This window comes from Butyricicoccus sp. AF35-5AC (assembly GCF_003477715.1).
GTDB lineage: Bacteria > Bacillota > Clostridia > Oscillospirales > Butyricicoccaceae > Agathobaculum > Agathobaculum butyriciproducens.
This window is the reverse complement of the sequence record NZ_QUDX01000011.1, coordinates 45,571-61,165: the sequence shown is the minus strand read 5'-3', so window position 1 is coordinate 61,165 and position 15,595 is coordinate 45,571. Positions and strand designations below refer to the sequence as shown.

Here is a 15,595-nt window from a genome sequence, read left to right as displayed (position 1 = left end):
CTGATTTCCCGGTTCAGGTTGCCGATATTCGTCTGGATACCTCGCTTTTCCATCTGCCGGACAGCAGTCCCCTCATGGACAGTGGGGACTATATCAAGCCCCTGTCTGGCATAGGAACGCAAGTCCACACGCTCCGGGCGGTCATTGGCGTCCAGATAGCGGTTCTGGATGACCTCCCATTCATGCCGCCAGATTTCACAATACTTCTGGTCGTTCCAGTCCACCGTATCCTCCTTGTGGCTTTTCCACCTGCCGGATGGCAGCTTTATCCGTTCCCCGTTCTCGTCAAGGTCATAAACCTTACGGCTCTTGGGAAGCCATTTTCCATGCTCGTCCATTGCTCTCATAGTCAGCAGGACATGGGCGTGGGGATTGTGTCCCGGCGGATGGGGGTCATGGATGGCAAAATCAGCAATCATGCCTTTGGAAACAAACTGCTGTTCACAAAACTCCCGTACAAGGACAGCGTACTGGTCGGGCGGTATCTCTCTGGGAATGGTAAGCACCCACCGCCTTGCAAGCTGGGAGTTCCATTGCTTTTCCACCGCTTCGGCGGCATTCCATAAAGTATTGCGGTCTGCATATTCCTGTGGAGCATTTGCCGGGAGCAGGATTTCATTGTGGACGATACCACGCTTTTCCGGGTAGTGCTTCACTTGCTGGTCGTATTCACAGAACAGCTTTTCGCCACTCTGGTAAGCAGCGGCGGCAACAGCAGACTGCCGCTGGCTGCGCTGAACAATCGTGATTTCGTTGTGTGGACAAGGCATTTCGTGTCCCTCCTTTCGCTAATTGGTGGATGGGGTGGCGTTTTACCACCTCATTTTGGGCAGAAAAAAAGCAGGAGACCTTTTTCAGATTTCCTGCTCGGTGTGCCACTGTGTGAGCGGCGGGTATTTAGTTGTAAAAGTTCGGGACAAGTTGACCCGATGTAAAGCTAACAAACTGGAATTGCACCAAAACAATCTAAGACAACAACGCTGCCCTACTTGCGATTTTTTCTTGTACTGCGGAAACAGTTTCTTGAATGGAATAAGTGGTCGTATCTATAACATTCGATTCATATATTCCCAGATTGCAAAATTGCTCCCACATGGTTTCTACCAATTCGATATTTGTCTTTCGGTCTAACTTTGAGCGTTCAACAGCTCGCTTCAAGGTTTCTTCCTTACTTGCCCTTAAAATAATATAATGCACCTCATAATGTTCCCGAACAAGACTTTGCCACGGCTTTAAAAACCACGGTCCGATAATACCGTCAACAATTACATCATATCCACCACGAGCATATCGCTTCGCAGCTTCTAAAAACGCTTCAATGACAATCAAATTTTGCTCATTTGATTCTGGCAAATGCGGTGGTATTGCCCCTTTACTCAAATAATGATAAAAGTCATCTGTGTGCATATGCACAGACTTTTCCAAATCTGATTCTTTTGCAACAGCAGATGCCGTTGTAGTTTTTCCTGTCCCCGGCGCACCTGTGATTACAATAATTCTACCTTGATTCATCTATATTTTACCTCCACAAATTACGATTTTCTTAATTCTACAAACTGGAATTTGAGTCTCTGTAAAGCTGGAATTAACCCATACAATTATTTTAATTTAGAGGTTCTTACGCAATTATCCGTATTTTGTAATTTTTCAATACTGGAATGCCAGTGTAAATCAGCATTCTCCATTTTTATTAAAGCGAAAAACGTAAAATTGCGGAAGAACCAATTTAGATATTCACAATTTTACTTGCCACAGTATCTCGAAAAACACTGTCATGTTCTACCAGGAGCATGGTCGGGGCAAACTCCGTTATGAGTTGTTCAATCTGCATACGTGAGTACACATCAATAAAGTTGAGCGGTTCATCCCATACATACAAGTGTGCCTTTTCACAAAGGCTTTTCGCAATTAGGACTTTCTTCTTTTGCCCGCCAGAAAAGTCTTTAATATCCTTTTCAAACTGTACACGCTCAAAGTCCATTTTCCTAAGAATTGCCTTGAACAAACTTTCATCAAGGTTGTTTTCTTCTGCAAACTCGGAAAGGGTTCCACATAAATACGATGTATCCTGTGGCACATAAGAAATTACAAGCCCAGAGCCAAGTGTTACTGTACCCGTATAATCTATGGACTGCCCGACTACCAACTTTAACAGGCTACTTTTGCCACTGCCGTTCTTTCCATCAAGCACAATGCGTTCTCCCTGTCTTATTTCAAACGAAACGGGTTCACAAACTGAAATGCCATCATAATAAACTACTACATTCGATAATGATGCAAGCAAATCTGTATGGTAATTAAGCGGTTGTATCTTGAGGGCTTCTGCGGTTTCCATATTTTTCAGCAATGCTGATTTTTGTTCGATTGTCTGTTGTTGTCTCGCTTCTATAGATTTTGAACGCTTCATCATTTTGGCGGCTTTATGACCGACATAACCTTTATCTGCTGCCCCAATTTTGGAAGCTTCTACACGTTCAGACCATACTGCAGCGCGTTTTGCCGACTGCTGTAATCGTCTGATGTCCTTTTGCAAACGTTCGTTCTGAGCCAGTTCAAATTCTTGCTGTCGCTCAAAATTTGACATCCATGATGAAAAGTTTCCTCTTTGCACTTCGATATTCGCTCGGTTAATCGATAGAATATAGTCAACACAATCGTCAAGAAAGCGACGATCGTGAGAAACTAAGATGAATCCCTTTTTCTTTTTCAGATATGCCGCCACACTTTTTCTCGCTTTGGCATCCAAATGGTTGGTAGGTTCATCAATCAGTAGGAAATGCCCTTCATTAAGAAAAAGAGCGGCAATCAAAACCTTTGTCTGCTCTCCGTTGGAAAGTGTTTCAAAAGGTCGCCAAAGCACATCGACATCAACATCAAGATAAGAAAGTTCTCGCATAAGTTCCCATTCTTCCGCAAGTGGGCAAATCTCCTGCAATATATCCTCTGTAATACGATTCTTATCTGAAACGGGATAAGGAAAATAATCAAACTGTACGGATGATAGGATTTTTCCACTATACTCATATTTCCCAAGCAGAAGATTCAGAAAGGTTGTTTTACCTCGTCCGTTTCTGCCCACAAAACCAAGCTTCCAATCGGTATCAACCTGGAAACTGACATTTTCAAAAACATTATCATAACTTGTCGGATATGAAAACGTAAGGTTTTCAATTTTAATCATTGACATAAATATTATCCTCCTTTGCATGTCATACGATACAAAGTCGGTTCGGTGAATGTTTACTACGTATAGATTTCACCAAAAGGAACCGACACTATACGGAGTGAATCATGTGTAACTATCTGTTCTGCACTATTCATAAAGCACCTCCAAAACAAAATAAGAGCCACAAGAAAGTTTATCCTTGCAGCTCGTCATAGCATAAAATAACACCACTAAGCAAAAGTGGCAACAGCACTATATTGAGTAAGATAGACATATAACTTTCTTGCAATAGACACAATAATGCCAAAGTATAGCACTACCGCATATTTTGATTTTATTTGCAAGAAAAGTTAATCATCTTCCCACCTCTTTCTAAATTTCAAAATATTATACCATAAATCGCAGGCAAATACAAGTGGTTATAAAAATTTAACAAATCGCTTATAATACAATCATATAACTTTACGCATTCCTTACTGACCGTAAAATTCCGATTTATTGCTGACTTTATTATACTTTATTGCCTATCGAAAAGATAGCATATTTTATGAAACTTGTCGGCTGGGAACAGCTTGCAACGCAAGGTGTCCCCAGATGACAAGTCCACAAAAGGGTAGCTGGCGGTAGCCAGCGCAGGGGAAGCGTAGCGTCCCCTGTATGATTTGGAGCAGACCATGACTGCGAAAAATCACAGCCCTCCGGCAAGGAGCCTTCGGAGAACGCAATGCACCAACCTTTGGGTGGTGTATAATTGCGCCCTTAGTAAACTAAGGGGTTTCCGGCTTCTCACGTTCCAGCAGTTTCTTCAATAGTTCCTGCGTGTCCTGCCTGTGAAAAATGAGTGTCAACAACAGCATGACATCATCATCTGTCAGGCGTTCCGGCTCTTGCAGAAAACTTTCCAGCATACCGCCACGAGTACAGAGCCGGTGTGTCCGTTCTTTTCGGGTAAGCTGCTTTAGCTGGTGCTGCAATGCCTTTTCATCATTGATGGCTTTCCGCAGTTTCTTTTCACTCTTTTCCAACTCTCGGTTGAGCTTTTCCAGCTTTGAGGTATCAGGCAAGGGCAGCGTCCTCCTTTCCCGGTATCAGCACATAAATCCTGTTTGGTTCTCCAACGCCCTGACGCACTCGCATGATCAGTCCGGCGGTTTCCAGTTCATTCAGAGAACGCTTGACCGTCATGGGGCTGCGGGACAGGACTGCGGCAATGGCTGTGACAGGGAAGCAGATAAACAGGATTCCGTTCTCGTCCTCCTGTCCGTTGGATAGCATAGCGTCCAACATCCGGCAGTACATGACCTTTGCGGTGCTGCTGACTGGAAATCCTGTCAACGCTCTGGGAAAGGGCATACAGGGCGGCAACGGTGTGCCTATCGTCATAAATTCAAAATTCATTCGGTGTGTTCCTCCTTTTTCTTTGCTCTTTTGGATAAATAACGGGGGCAGTCAACCACAACCGCCCGGAAGCTCTGCTTGCACCCATGCTTGCATTTCCGGCATAATTCGTTGTAAGTGACACGCCCCCGGTCATTGAGGTAAAAAGAAAGCTCATGCTTCCTCTTTTTGCTCATTCTCGGCATATTGCGTTTCCTCCCGTTTTAGTGTATAGTTTCGGGGCGATTTTCGGCAAAATTACGGTCATAGAGCCGTCTAAAATCTCCAGAAGTATCAGCAATAGGGTAGACTATCCCCCTATCAGATTGTCGTGTTTCGGTATCATTTCGGTATCAGTTCGCCAGTTCTCCCCGGTGTCGTTCCTCCCCTGAATCTCACAGCGGCGTATTGCTCCCTTTGGTACGCTCGTTTCGGTCAGGGTTCCTCCATATCCCTGCCAAAAGTCATGGCGCTACATCGCCGGGGAAGCATATCCCACACAGGCTGGTCATTCGATTGGAATAATCCATCGATGAACTACCTGTATCATAGAACATTTTTGTGCCCTGTGCCGTATGTCCACAAAGTAGGAATTAAGGGTAAAAATCAGAAATTTCCACGATTGCGGAAAGTATGATATAATCCAGTTAAGCGGCAGTAATGAAACCGCCGGAAAGGAGCGTGCGCCCATGAAAGGAGCGACAAGCATACAGGAACGCCTTTGGGAACTCCGCAAGGACAAAGGCTTAAATCTGGAAGAATTATCAGAGCTGACGGGCATTTCCAAATCAGCTCTTGGCAGTTATGAAAAAGAGGATTATAAGGAAATCAATCATGGCAACCTTATCACGCTGGCAGACTTCTATGGGGTTTCCGTTGATTATCTGCTGTGCCGGACAGAGAACCGGGAGCAGATCAACACGCCACTAACAGAGCTGCATTTGAATGATGAGATGGTGGCACTTCTGAAAGGCGGTCGGATTAACAACCGTCTGCTCTGTGAGCTTGCCACTCATAAGGACTTTATCAAGTTTCTTGCGGACATTGAGATTTATGTAGATGGGATTGCCACCATGCAGATTCAAAACCTCAACGCCCTTGTCGATACTGTCCGGCATGAAATCATTGAACGGTATCGCCCCGGCGAAGACGACCCGCATTTGAAAGTGCTGCAAGCCGCCCATATCAGCGATGATGAATATTTCAGCCACATGGTTCTTGATGACCTCAATCTCATTATCCGGGATATTCGGGAAGCCCACAAAAAGGACAGCGAGAGTGCGCCCCAGACCACCGTTGCCGATGAATTGAAAGAAAATTTGGAAGCGGTTGAAAATTTCAAGGGCAGTCGGGATGAAAAGCTGGTTGTCCTTTACTGCAAGCAGCTCGGCATCAACTATAAAAATCTGTCAGACGAAGAATTTCGCTGGCTCATTCGGATTCTACAAAAATCAAAGAAAACAGGAACTCCTATCAGTCAAAGGAAAAAACGGTAAAGAAAAACCGCTGTTGCATGGTTGTGTTTGCTTCCATGTAGCAGCGGTTGGTGCTATACTTATTCAGTTAAAATTTCAAAGCGATAAAGTGGAATTTATCTTAGAAATTACAGCAATGTTATTTTGATAAACTTTCAAGAATTGAAATATCATGCTTATCTTTATCTCTTAATTCATAACCTGAATGGAAAACTCTTTGGCCTTTTAAGGATATACAAGGAATTGTTTTTCCTTCAAAAAAAGCACTACCAAAGTAATCTTTTTCAAACTCATACCAGCCACCCTCTAAATCAGCTTGTTTTGAAGTTCCGTCCTCACTTAAAACGAACGGGTGAATGTCTAAGTAACCAAGTTCATCACTATATAACTCTATTCTAACCGGTTTCCAGTCTGTATCAATTTTATAGCCCAGATTCAAAAGCACATTTAACAATTTTTCCGTATGTTGAGCATCAAAATTTATATCTATATCTCTATGAATTCTTGTTTGTTTACCAGCTAAAATATCTACACCCCATCCGCCATCCAACCAGTATGTAATTCCAGTATTTTCGAATAATTCTATTACTTTCATTAAATCTTCTTTTGTTGTTATTTCTTTTCTACCCATACAAAGTCTCCTTTACAACTTCTAATTTGTAATAATCATTCTACCATACCGTTATGAATAAATCATCTCATGTAAAACAATTTCTTCTGCCCGGTTGTGAATGTTATTGCAACGCTGCACCCATTCCATTTGACGGGTACGCTTCAATTCCTCGGTCACGCCCTCGGCAGCTTTCATCTGCTCCATGATGGTGTCTAACCGTTTCTGTGCCTGTTCGTTCAGGTCTGCAAGATATGTCCACAATTCCCCGGTCAGGGTCAATGTGTGTAATCTGGCTGGGCAGACTTCTCTTAAATATTCCCGGTGCATCCGTCCGTACTTTCCGATGGGGCGGTGTTCCTCCGGCAACTTCAAGTCCGGGATGTAGTAATCTCCAACAAGGATATAATCAATTCCGTTTTCTTTTATTCTTGGTTTCAATTCGCTCATGTTCCTTACCTCCTGTGGAAGCAGGCTCGTCTGGTACTAACTCAATCACATCGGTAATCTCACAATTCAGCGTTTCGCAGATACGGGCTAATGTATCCATGCTGATGTGCTTTCCCTCTTTGCTCATGTTGGCAATCATATTTGTTGTCATACCAGCAGCAAGCCTTAAATCCTCTTTCCTCATATCACGCTCTAACAGTGTGTGCCAGAGTGGTTTATAGCTGATGGGCATATTGTTTTCCTGCCTTTCTATCCATACCACCGGGGCGGCTGCCCCGGCAGGAACTTTTCTCTTATTATAGCACCAATCTTGTGAAATCACAATTTATTCTTGTATCCTGCCGCTGATACCGTCTGGATTGGTTTTCCTTTCTTTTTTGTTCCCTTTAATTAGCCATGAACTGCTTCATGCCCTGGCTCTTGGCGCCGGGGTTGTCGTTGCCGTAACCTTCCAGCAGGTTGATAACGCCCCAGATACCGAGACCGGCACCGAGCGCGATAACGAGGGTCTGAAGAACGGTGATTGCCTGTTCAAAAAATGCCATATAGTTTGTTAGCCGGAATCTGATTAAAAAATAGGTTTGTCATGTTTCATAGGCATACAAAAGCCGGAACAATCTGCCGCCCGGTTTCCGGGGGCCTGATTCCGGCTGTCCTCCTTTTTCATTATTTTTTCTCGCGATTGTCCGCTTTGTACGCCAATGGCCCATAGAGGGCAGGTGCGGCGAATAGATAAGATCACTCCCTTCTAAAGCGGAACGAAATTAAGTGCCCTTTGTGTCTACTTCATATACATCGCAGACCTCATTGGGCTTGAGTTTCAGCCTTGCAGACAAGAATGCTTCAATGTCAAAAGCGTTCTTATCATCCGCGTCGGCAGTGTACTTGAAATTGGGGTGCTTGGTGATGTCGTACTTATCCGAAAGGAAAGGACGCACACCGCGCAGCTGGAGGATACACTTGCCTCCATCCATAACAGCAAGCTCATCCTGGCTCATCAGCTCTTTCCCCAATTTTTGATAGTTGAGTGAATGGGAGGTTTCCCTCCCACGGCTCTCTCCGGTATTGTAGGTGTCGATGGTTTCCTTGCCCAGCACGGCAGCCAGCTCTTTGAGGGTAGTCGGCTCTTTACCGCCCAGGAAGATGGATGTATCCATGTTACCGATGATGGTATCTGCGTTATCCTTATAGATCGCCTTGAGCTGACTCTGTGCCTGCAACACCAGACAGGCAGAGATTTCACGGCTTCGGATGGTGGCCACCAGCTTTTCCAGTTTCGGAATCTGCCCGATGTTAGCACACTCATCAATCAAACAGCGCACATGAACCGGAAGCCTGCCGCCATACACATCGTCGGCTTTTTCGCAGAGCAGATTGAAAAGCTGGGTATAACACATGGAGATCAGGAAGTTAAAGCTGTCATCCGTATCACTCATAATGAGGAACAGAGCAGTTTTCCTGTCTCCCAGAGTATCCAGCTCCAGCTCATCATAAGCCGTGACCTCACGCAACTCTGCAATGTCGAACACGGCAAGGCGAGCGCCGCAGGAAATCAAAATCGACTTGGCTGTTTTTCCGGCGGCCAGCTTATATTTCTTATACTGGCGCACCGCAAAGTGGTTTGGCTTCTCGGCTTCTAATGCGTCAAACATCAGGTCTACGGGGTTTTTGAACTCCTCGTCATCCTCACGGACTTCCATAGCGTTGATGAACTCAATGAGGGTGGAGAAGTTTTGTTCCTCCACCGGAGCCTCATAATGGATATAGCCAATAAGCGCGCAGTACAACAAGGTTTCTGCTTTTACCCAGAAATCGTCTCCGGCCTTGCCTTCGCCTTTGGTGTTGGCGATCAGCGTTGTTACCAGCTTCAAGATGTCCTTTTCGCTATGGATATAGGCGAAAGGGTTATAGTGCATGGACTTCTTGAAGTTGATGGTATTCAGGATCTTGATTCGGTACGGCTCATAAATGATCTTGCCGTGCTTATCCTTCATGGGCTTTCCGTCTTTCCCCAACTTGGGTGCGCCCCTTTGGAGCATTTTTCCGCACTCCACCAAAATGGTTCCCTTCGGGTCTGTGACCACATAGGAACTGTGCATCTGCATCAGGTTGGGTTTCAGCCAGAAGCGGGTCTTACCGGAACCGGAGCCGCCAATCACCAGCACATTTTTGTTTCTGGCGGTCTTTGGGTCCTTGGGGCGGCTGTTCATTGTCAGGCTCTCCGTTTTCGTCAGAATCACATTGTTCTGAAATACAGGATCAACGTAAGGTGCAATATCCTCACGGGTTCCCCACCGGGCGGAACCGTATTCCATGCCGTGCCTGTACTTCTTGGCGTTCTTGCTTTTCAGGTACACAGCCAGCCGCAGGCCGCCACCGCAGCACAGGCCCACCAGCAGGTCCAGCGGGTGCAGGCTGGGCCACCAGCTGGTCAGCGCCATCGGCAGCGTGGAGAAGAACGAGAGCATTTTTGCCGAAGCGTCCGCACCCACGGCCATCCGCCACGCTTCACCGAAGTTGGTGGAGAAAAGCCCCATCAGGATATACGGCAGGTTCAGCAAAATGAGCTTTTTGATGTTCAGCTGCTTTTTCATCGTTCCAGCTCCTTCCGCTTGTTCCGGTCCACGACGGCGTGTTTTACCAGTTCTTTGAACTGGCTCAGCTTTGCCAACACAGACGGACGCTCGGATTTCTCCGCCTTCCTGACCTTTTTCCCGGTGTACTCGGTAAAAGCAGCGGTCAGGGCATCCGCATCCCGACCCTTGAAAAAGATCAGGTACTTGGGTGGGGAGCTGCTGCGGTCCTTCTTCACCGCATAGTCCACGCCGTATTTCCGCGCGATCTTCTCAAACTCCTTGATGGAGGGGTCGGTGATCTCGATGTTGGAAACCCCTTGATTCTGACCAATCAGCTGTTTCACCGTCTGCTTGCCCTGGGGCTTCACAGGCGCGTCACGGCTTCTCTGCTTTTGCAGCTTCTTTTCCTTGCGGTGGGCAAGGTACTTGGTGATGGCGGCTTTCATCAACCGCCCGGTAAATTTTGTTCCGCTGACTACCAGCGTCAAAGTCCTGTTTTCCACTTCCTCCTGCATAGGTCATCGCCTCCTTTCCACGGATTTTGCAGGGGTGGCGCTTGATACTAAGGCGGGACCACCAGCCGCCGCAGCAGGTATTTCAGCATGGCAGGCTCCTTTCAGCGCAGCTGGTCGGAGCGTTCATAGTACAGATGGCCCTGGCGCACTTTGGCATGGCTGAGAATCTTGATGTGTCCCTTTTCCTGGTTCTCCAGGCTTTTCTGGTATCCGGCCTCCGTCAGAAACAGGCGGGTTCGTTCACCTTTCCAGCCCACCGGGGAATCGTCGGTCAGCACATCGAAGATAATCATGTGCCGGGTGTCCTCGGCAAACCGCTCCAAATCCATGTACTCATGGCCGTGGTAGTTCTGCGCCCCGGCTTTGAGGCGCATTTCCTCCATCAGCTGGCCCACGGTCTTACGCTCAGGCATGGCGTGCGCCTCCTTTCCTGCGTCCCTGGCCCTTCACGGCCAGGATACCGTCCAGGGTGGTGGCGGTGATCCGCAGGCGCTCGGCGGTGGCAATGTCATTCTTCACGGTCTCGTCGATGCCGTGGCCGCAGACCACCAGCACATGGGACCGGCGCAGGTAGTCCCGCGCCATATCCAGCCCGTCCTTGTGTTCCTGGGGAATCTCGTCTTTGAGGAAGGTAGGCAGGAACAGCACCGGGCAGATGGGCGAATACCCGGCATCGTACACCTGACGGCAGTAGGCCGCAGCGTTCTCGGCGTTCTCATACTGGCTGTTGCTCCAGGGAGCCGTAATGTAGGCAAGAGGTCGTTTCATGGCAAAATCCTTTCTCCCGGTGTTTTCGGGCAGCAGAAAAGCGGCTGTTTACCAGCCGCCTGCGTACATATCGTGGTTAACTTGTGCGGTGTAGTGGTTGCTGATCGTGGTCGGCGCATTAAACAGCACCGCAAGCAGATACTGCTTCATGTTGCGGATTTCGGTGGTATTGTTCCGCAGGCATTCCATGACAAACTCGATGTGGGAGCAATCCAGCTTCAAAAAACGGGAGCGGACCACCTCATGGGGGAAGTCGCTGCCAGCGATCCGGGTGGTTTTCCGCTTGGCGCAGACGGTCTCCACCATCAGCTCCACAATCTCGTCCAGGTCCTCCCGATAGGTGGTAAACTCCCGGCACAGGTGGTCATACTCGATGTTCTCCAGAATCAAATCCCGATAACTTTCCATCTCTGAGACAGACATCGCATCCCTTCCTTTCCGTTCCGGCAGCTGTGCTGCCGCTGGCTCCCGGAAGGGAATAGAATCGGTACTTGATCCATAAGTAATTGTTTTTTCTGTATTTGATTTCTCTATATTTAATTCTGCGGGCTTTTCCGTATCCGGTTTTACCATATCCGGGTTTTCCGTATCTGGTGAAGCCGTATCCGGCTGGGGCGTATCCGGGTTCTTCGGCTGTGGTTGCTCGTAGATAACATACTCGGTATCGCTGATCCGACCCTGCCGGTCTCGCAGCTGATGGCGGACAATGTACCCGGCAGTTTCCAGCTCCCGCAGCGCGCCGCCGATAGCGTCCACGCCCTCTTTGCAGATGGCGGCAAGCCCTCTGGTGGTATAGTTCCAGTCCTCCGGTAAGGACAGCATCATGGAAAGCAGCCCCTTGGCTTTCAGGGACAGTTTCCCGTTGCGTAAATGGTGATTGCTCATCACGGTATAATCTCTGGTTCGTTCAATGCGAAATACGGCCATTGACCTCACTCCTTCCAAATTTCTCAGGGTATGAAAAAAGCCACAATCCTGTAAAAAGAATTGTGGCAGTCAGCTGTTTTGTTCACTTTTTCTGCGCCGGTAGGGGCGCTTGGGAATGGGCGGTCTGTCCAACAGGTCATTTCCCTGAGAGAATGGCAGAGTTTGCAGAACACGGTCAATCTCTATAAATTCCATACCATGCTGGGAATGGCAATCCTCCCGGATTGCTTCCCGGATTTCCTTTACAGTACACATTTCAATCCTTTCCTTTCGCAGTAATGATTTGTTTATGAGTGGCGGCGGTGTTTTCCCGGTTTGAAATCGAGGATATGTCCCTCAATCACACGAGCGTAACGCTTGATCTTGATCTCCCGACGCTGCTGGCTTTGCAGGGCGGCCTGATACCCGTCCTCAGTCAAAAACAGTCGTATTTCCTCTCCGGGGCTACCGTAAGCTGTGCTGGGACGCAGGACGGAAAACTCAATCATCCAGCGGGTGTTATCCCAAAACCTCTCTACGGCGAGAATGTTGTGTCCTTTCAGCTCACGGGCTGAAATATCCCTCATAGGCGGCTCCTTTCATCGTTCCTGGTCTCTCTGACGCTTTTTCTGCCATGCCTCCAGCAGCTTGATGATGGTTTCCTGCATCCGCTGGGGCGTATAGCTTTTAGGGAAATACTTCCGCAAGGTGTCAGAGGTAAATGTCACTCGGTCCAGATCGCTTTTCTTTTCCTCACCCATGATGACGCGCATCATATCGAGGGTCAGATGCCCCTCCTGACTGTATTTCTTGAGCCGCTGGGCTTGAGAAAGAGAAGGGGTAGCCTGTTCGCTGTCCATCGCGTCCAACAGGTCTACCTGTTCCTCCTTTTTGAGAAAGGACAGCTCATAGGCAGGGTTCAGGGCAATCTTCTTTTCATCCACCATATCCAGCAGTTCGGGGATAAGCTCCGTCAGGCGGATAAATCTCTGAATTTGATTTTTACTCTGCCCAACCTGTTCAGCTAAAACATCTCTGGATTTCCTACCATCGGACTTGTGCCCAAGTTGGGCACAAGTTAAATCCACTCGCTCTCCTTGATGTTTCATGGCATCCAGTTTCATTTTATAAGCAAATGCTCTTTCACTGGGGAGCAGACTTTCTCGTTGTAAGTTGCTGTCAACCATAATGATCGTGGCGGCATCATCATCCAAATCCCGAACAATGACCGGCATAGTCTCCTTTTCTGCCAGCTCACTGGCTCTGTGCCGCCTGTGTCCGGCTACCAGCTCATAACCGCCCTCCGGGTCCGGTCGAGCAATCGCCGGAACCAGAACGCCATACTGCTTGATACTGTCAGCGGTCTCCATCATGGCTTCGTCATCCTTGACTTTGAATGGGTGGTTCTTAAAGGGATGCAGTTCAGACAGCGGAATCTCCTGAATCTTTTCCAGCTTTGCATCCTGACGGCCTTCTTCGGTGGAGAACAGATCATCTACCGAGGCCAGCTCTATTTTTTTCGCGCTGCTTTTCAAGTTTCAACACCTCCTTCGTCAGATTTCGATACCCCTCTGCCACCTTGCCGCCAGGGTCATGGGCAAAAATACTTTTTCCCTCGGCGCTGATTTCCTTTGCCCGGACAGAATGGGGAATCTCTGTGCCGAATACTTTGATCTTGCTGCCATAGGTCTCACGCAGGAGCGCGGAGATCTCTTTGGCAAAGTTGGTTCGGCTGTCCACCATCGTCAGCAGGATACCGTCTATCTGGAGCTTGGGGTTGATCTGCCGCTTTACCTTGTTTACCGTGGAGAGCAGCTGTTCCAACCCTTTGGCGGGCAGATACTCCGCCTGAACGGGAATGATGATCCTGTTCGCAGCGGCCAGCGCATTGACCGTGAGCATCCCCAGGGAGGGCTGACAGTCGATGAGAATATGGGAGTATTGCCCCTTCAGCGTGTCCAGATATTGCCGCAAGATAGTCTCACGGCTCATGGCATTTACCAGGGATACCTCCATACCGGATAACTGGATGTCCGCAGGCATCAGGTCAATGCCTTCCGCATGATGCAGAATACCTTCTCCAGTGCGTATAGGCTGATCCATCAGAATTTTGCCCATTGCATCGGACAATGTAAATGGCAACTTGTCCGGTTGCGGATTTCCCAGGCTGATTGTCAGGCTCCCTTGTGGGTCCCCGTCGATCAGAAGGACTTTCTTTCCGGCCTGCGCCAGCCCGATTCCCAAGTTGGCACAGGTCGTTGTCTTGCCAACGCCGCCTTTCTGGTTGGCAATGGCGATGATTTGCGTGTTCATTGACTTCACCTCATTTCTAATTATTGCTGTTGCTTCTGGAAATAGAAAAAGCCGCCACTTCAAAATTAACAGTGAAGTGACGGCTCTTTCTATCGCCGGAATACGAGTTCCTGAAATGAAAAAAGCACCCAGCATTTATACTGTGTGCTACATCAAATTCATATTCAATTATTCAAATTAGCTCAAACTATGCCAAACTGCCACAGCCAAAAAACGAGGGAAAGGAGGGCTGAAAAGCACCCCAAAAATCGGCTCTCGGTTAACCACTTTGGGAACCACTTCCCCCTCTTTTCGCCCTCTTTTTGGCCAGTTAACCACTTGCGGACCACTAAAAATTGGATGAAATCGGCTCTCGTTTTGCCAAATTTGGTCAAACCATATCAGCCCGTTTAGATATAGCAAAAGCCCGGAAAACCTTGATTTTCCGGGCTTTTTGAACCATTTTGATATAGTCTGAGCAGTCGATTATCGCTTGCTGAACTGCGGAGCGCGACGAGCTGCTTTGAGACCGTATTTCTTACGTTCCTTCATACGCGGATCGCGGGTCAGGAAGCCAGCAGCCTTCAGAGCTGCGCGGTACTGGTCGGAATCAGCCTGCAGCAGAGCACGAGCGATGCCGTGACGGATTGCGCCAGCCTGGCCGGTGAAGCCGCCGCCGGTTACGGTGCACTCTACGTCGAACTTGCCCTCGGTGCCGGTTACTTCGAACGGCTGACGGCAAACCATCTTCAGGGTCTCGAGACCGAAGTAGTTGTCGATGGTGCGGTTGTTGATCTTGATCTCACCGGTGCCGCCCGGGAAAAGACGAACGCGGGCAACAGAGGACTTTCTTCTGCCGGTGCCATAGAAATATGCCTTCTTAGGTGTATACATCAGTTAATCCTCCCTTACTTTTCCCAGTTCTCGGGCTTCTGAGCCTGATGATTGTGGTTCTCGCCAGCAAATACCTTCAGACGGGTAGCGGACTGACGGCCGATGGAATTCTTCGGCAGCATGCCCTTAACTGCGAGCTGCATAGCGAACTCCGGCTTCTCAGCCATCAGGGTCTTGTACTGAACTTCCTTCAGACCGCCGACCCAGCCGGTGTGATGACGATAGTACTTCTGGGTGAGCTTCTTACCGGTCAGAACCGCCTTGTCAGCGTTGACGATGATTACGAAATCGCCGCAGTCAACATGGGGAGTGAACGTGGTCTTGTGCTTGCCGCGAAGCAGCATTGCAGCGGTTGCAGCAGTACGACCCAGCGGCTTGCCAGCTGCGTCCAGTACATACCACTTACGCTCGACATTTTCTGCCTTAGCCATAAAAGTAGACATGGTTTTTTCCTCCGTTTATATATATCAAAAATACTTTGACAACTGATCAATCGCTCGAAACGAGCATATTTATTAAAACACATCATTTTGCGCAAGTCAAGCGAAATTTTGAAAAAATATCTT

20 protein-coding genes and 1 pseudogene are annotated in these 15,595 nt (G+C 48.1%); 1 reads left to right on the top strand and 20 read right to left on the bottom strand.

From position 1 onward, the window contains the following. The 6 genes from mobQ to DWZ82_RS12460 form a co-directional block, all read right to left on the bottom strand. A partial coding sequence (gene mobQ / locus DWZ82_RS12485; protein ID WP_147356936.1) for a MobQ family relaxase occupies positions 1 to 770 on the bottom strand: 770 nt, incomplete at its 3' end. Positions 771 to 966: 196 nt separating this feature from the next. Further along, complete coding sequence (locus DWZ82_RS12480; RefSeq protein ID WP_002584326.1) at positions 967 to 1,512, bottom strand: AAA family ATPase; 546 nt, start codon at positions 1,510 to 1,512, stop codon at positions 967 to 969. Positions 1,513 to 1,726: 214 nt separating this feature from the next. Continuing rightward, positions 1,727 to 3,187 (bottom strand): Lsa family ABC-F type ribosomal protection protein, encoded by a 1,461-nt coding sequence (locus tag DWZ82_RS12475; protein ID WP_002584327.1) that lies wholly within the window; start codon positions 3,185 to 3,187, stop codon positions 1,727 to 1,729. Positions 3,188 to 3,933: 746 nt separating this feature from the next. After that, positions 3,934 to 4,230: a DUF3847 domain-containing protein gene (locus DWZ82_RS12470; protein WP_002584328.1), complete on the bottom strand. Its 297-nt coding sequence runs from the start codon at positions 4,228 to 4,230 to the stop codon at positions 3,934 to 3,936. After that, entirely contained in the window at positions 4,223 to 4,564 is a 342-nt protein-coding gene (locus DWZ82_RS12465) for a DeoR family transcriptional regulator (protein WP_002584329.1), read from the bottom strand. The genes DWZ82_RS12470 and DWZ82_RS12465 overlap by 8 nt, the downstream gene beginning before the upstream one ends. Continuing rightward, positions 4,561 to 4,749: a hypothetical protein gene (locus tag DWZ82_RS12460; RefSeq protein ID WP_002584330.1), complete on the bottom strand. Its 189-nt coding sequence runs from the start codon at positions 4,747 to 4,749 to the stop codon at positions 4,561 to 4,563. Before DWZ82_RS12460 ends, DWZ82_RS12465 begins: the two co-directional genes overlap by 4 nt. A gap of 483 nt (positions 4,750 to 5,232) precedes the next feature. Here DWZ82_RS12460 and DWZ82_RS12450 point away from each other — a divergent pair, with 483 nt between their 5' ends. Continuing rightward, a complete protein-coding gene (locus tag DWZ82_RS12450) occupies positions 5,233 to 6,039 on the top strand; it encodes a helix-turn-helix domain-containing protein (RefSeq protein WP_002584331.1) in 807 nt (268 codons plus the stop codon). Positions 6,040 to 6,157: 118 nt separating this feature from the next. Here DWZ82_RS12450 and DWZ82_RS12445 read toward each other — a convergent pair whose 3' ends face one another. The 14 genes and pseudogenes from DWZ82_RS12445 to rplM all read right to left on the bottom strand — a co-directional run bounded on the left by DWZ82_RS12445 (position 6,158) and on the right by rplM (position 15,472). After that, the gene (locus tag DWZ82_RS12445; protein ID WP_002584332.1) at positions 6,158 to 6,649 is read right to left on the bottom strand and encodes a nucleotidyltransferase domain-containing protein; all 492 of its coding nucleotides are present in this window, start codon (positions 6,647 to 6,649) and stop codon (positions 6,158 to 6,160) included. Between the two features lie 51 nt (positions 6,650 to 6,700). After that, positions 6,701 to 7,078, bottom strand: a complete 378-nt coding sequence (locus DWZ82_RS12440) for a TnpV protein (RefSeq protein WP_002584333.1) — start codon at positions 7,076 to 7,078, stop codon at positions 6,701 to 6,703. Then, a complete protein-coding gene (locus tag DWZ82_RS12435; protein WP_442861237.1) occupies positions 7,038 to 7,400 on the bottom strand; it encodes a helix-turn-helix domain-containing protein in 363 nt (120 codons plus the stop codon). Before DWZ82_RS12435 ends, DWZ82_RS12440 begins: the two co-directional genes overlap by 41 nt. 70 nt (positions 7,401 to 7,470) lie before the next feature. Continuing rightward, positions 7,471 to 7,623, bottom strand: a pseudogene (locus DWZ82_RS12430) (Maff2 family mobile element protein); the annotation flags it as partial. 219 nt (positions 7,624 to 7,842) lie between these two features. Beyond that, on the bottom strand, positions 7,843 to 9,672 hold the full coding sequence (locus DWZ82_RS12425; protein ID WP_118481073.1) for a VirD4-like conjugal transfer protein, CD1115 family: 1,830 nt from the start codon (positions 9,670 to 9,672) through the stop codon (positions 7,843 to 7,845). Continuing rightward, positions 9,669 to 10,169: a PcfB family protein gene (locus tag DWZ82_RS12420; protein ID WP_050005939.1), complete on the bottom strand. Its 501-nt coding sequence runs from the start codon at positions 10,167 to 10,169 to the stop codon at positions 9,669 to 9,671. Before DWZ82_RS12420 ends, DWZ82_RS12425 begins: the two co-directional genes overlap by 4 nt. A 101-nt stretch (positions 10,170 to 10,270) precedes the next feature. Continuing rightward, positions 10,271 to 10,582: a DUF5720 family protein gene (locus tag DWZ82_RS12415; RefSeq protein WP_117509619.1), complete on the bottom strand. Its 312-nt coding sequence runs from the start codon at positions 10,580 to 10,582 to the stop codon at positions 10,271 to 10,273. Further along, positions 10,575 to 10,937: a DUF7768 domain-containing protein gene (locus DWZ82_RS12410; protein WP_118481072.1), complete on the bottom strand. Its 363-nt coding sequence runs from the start codon at positions 10,935 to 10,937 to the stop codon at positions 10,575 to 10,577. Before DWZ82_RS12410 ends, DWZ82_RS12415 begins: the two co-directional genes overlap by 8 nt. Positions 10,938 to 10,985: 48 nt before the next feature. Then, positions 10,986 to 11,864 carry a DUF6017 domain-containing protein gene (locus tag DWZ82_RS12405; RefSeq protein WP_117509620.1) on the bottom strand — a complete coding sequence of 293 codons (879 nt, stop codon included), beginning with the start codon at positions 11,862 to 11,864 and terminating at the stop codon, positions 10,986 to 10,988. Between the two features lie 287 nt (positions 11,865 to 12,151). Beyond that, the gene (locus DWZ82_RS12395; protein ID WP_118481071.1) at positions 12,152 to 12,430 is read right to left on the bottom strand and encodes a DUF5720 family protein; all 279 of its coding nucleotides are present in this window, start codon (positions 12,428 to 12,430) and stop codon (positions 12,152 to 12,154) included. A gap of 12 nt (positions 12,431 to 12,442) precedes the next feature. Beyond that, on the bottom strand, positions 12,443 to 13,378 hold the full coding sequence (locus DWZ82_RS12390; protein ID WP_097772908.1) for a ParB/RepB/Spo0J family partition protein: 936 nt from the start codon (positions 13,376 to 13,378) through the stop codon (positions 12,443 to 12,445). Further along, positions 13,335 to 14,156, bottom strand: a complete 822-nt coding sequence (locus tag DWZ82_RS12385) for a ParA family protein (RefSeq protein WP_003525135.1) — start codon at positions 14,154 to 14,156, stop codon at positions 13,335 to 13,337. The genes DWZ82_RS12390 and DWZ82_RS12385 overlap by 44 nt, the downstream gene beginning before the upstream one ends. Before the next feature lie 465 nt (positions 14,157 to 14,621). Further along, on the bottom strand, positions 14,622 to 15,029 hold the full coding sequence (gene rpsI, locus DWZ82_RS12370; RefSeq protein ID WP_110437409.1) for a 30S ribosomal protein S9: 408 nt from the start codon (positions 15,027 to 15,029) through the stop codon (positions 14,622 to 14,624). Positions 15,030 to 15,043: 14 nt separating this feature from the next. Then, the gene (rplM, locus tag DWZ82_RS12365) at positions 15,044 to 15,472 is read right to left on the bottom strand and encodes a 50S ribosomal protein L13 (protein WP_116704844.1); all 429 of its coding nucleotides are present in this window, start codon (positions 15,470 to 15,472) and stop codon (positions 15,044 to 15,046) included. Positions 15,473 to 15,595: the final 123 nt, after the last annotated feature.